The organism is Paraclostridium sp. (assembly GCF_051657365.1).
GTDB lineage: Bacteria > Bacillota > Clostridia > Peptostreptococcales > Peptostreptococcaceae > Paraclostridium.
The window spans coordinates 1-1566 of the sequence record NZ_JBOFKN010000195.1 but is presented as its reverse complement, the minus strand read 5'-3'; the positions used below and the strand labels follow the sequence as shown (position 1 = coordinate 1566).

Genomic DNA, 1566 nt, shown 5'->3' with positions numbered 1-1566 from the left:
TGGTAAATAAAATAATAGCAATAGATAAAGAAGTAATGCTAAATAAAGAAAAAAAATGTAGTAAAATAAAAATAAAATATCAAAATAATGATATGAAATATATGGAAAGTGTAAAAGTACCGTTAATTGATAAAAGAGGAGATATATCTGGAATAGTAGGTGTAGCAAGGAATATAACAAAAACTGTAGAATTAGAGAATAAGTTAAAAAAAATGAGTTATACGGATAAACTTACAGGACTTTACAATAGAGCATACTTTGATGAAAAATTAAAAATATTGAATTCAGAAAAATATTTCCCTTTAAGTCTTATTATGGGAGATGTAAATGGGCTTAAAGTGGTTAATGATACTATAGGACATTTAAAAGGAGATGAGCTATTAGTAAATATATCTAATGTAATAAGGCGATCGTGTAGAAAAGAGGATTTTGTCTTTAGATGGGGTGGCGATGAAATTTGTATAATATTACCAAATACTACAGACAAAGAGGCGGAGGATATATGCAATAGAATAAGAAAAAATTGCAAAGAAAATGAATCTAGTGTAATTCCTTTGAGTATAGCACTTGGAAGTTCAACCAAAGTATATAATGATAAAGAAATAGATGAAATTTTAACAGAAGCTGAGGATAAAGTTTATAGAGAAAAATTGTTACACGGAAGAAGTATAAAAAGTTTTATAATAACATCTCTTCAAGAAACTTTAGCACAAAAACATCCACAAACGGAAGAACATACTAATAGAGTTGTAAAGTATGCTAAGCGACTAGGAGAAAAATTAAATCTTCCTAATCATAAATTAAATGAGTTAATACTATTAGCAAAATTACATGATATAGGCAAAATTGGGATACCAGATGAAATATTACTAAAACCTGGAAAGCTTAATGCAAGTGAGTTTGAAATAATGAAAACGCATACTGAAAAAGGATATAGAATAGCTATATCTAATCCGGATATTGATCATGTGGCTAAATCAATATTAACGCATCATGAGAGATATGATGGAAAAGGGTATCCGTTGGGTTTAAAAGGAGATGAAATACCGTTTTTAGCTAGAATTATATGTATAGTAGATTCATATGATGCTATGACGAATGATAGAACTTATAAAAGTAAAATAAGTAAAGAAAAAGCGATAAAAGAGTTGGTTAATTCTTCAGGAACTCAGTTTGATCCATATATAGTAAAAGTGTTTTTAGAAGATTTGGAAAATGTATAAAATATGTACGAAATCAAATTTTTATGTATAATATTAGATAGGATATAAAATAGTAAGGAGAATTTTAAATGACCGAAGACAACCATGTTCAATCAATAGAAAACTTAATAAAAGATAATAATTTGAAAATATGTTTTAAAGATTATGAAAATTATAAAGAGATACCTAGTATTTTAATTGAAAAATATAAAAATGATATAGCTATTATAAATGATTATATAAGAATATCTGATAATATTAAAAAGCTTAAAGACTATATAAGTAAATATTTATTTGATGAAAATAGTAGTATAAGTATAGAATCTATAGGCAATTTACTTTTAAATATAAAGTCAGAAGAAAA

Annotated in this window: 2 protein-coding genes; both read left to right on the top strand. The window is 25.8% G+C overall.

The features are described from left to right. Positions 1 to 1223 (top strand): HD domain-containing phosphohydrolase (locus ACRCYC_RS15320; protein WP_438619984.1); only part of this gene is annotated, 1223 nt, incomplete at its 5' end. 68 nt (positions 1224 to 1291) lie between these two features. Next, positions 1292 to 1566, top strand: a 275-nt coding sequence (locus ACRCYC_RS15315) for a hypothetical protein (RefSeq protein WP_438619983.1), incomplete at its 3' end; no start/stop codon positions are given.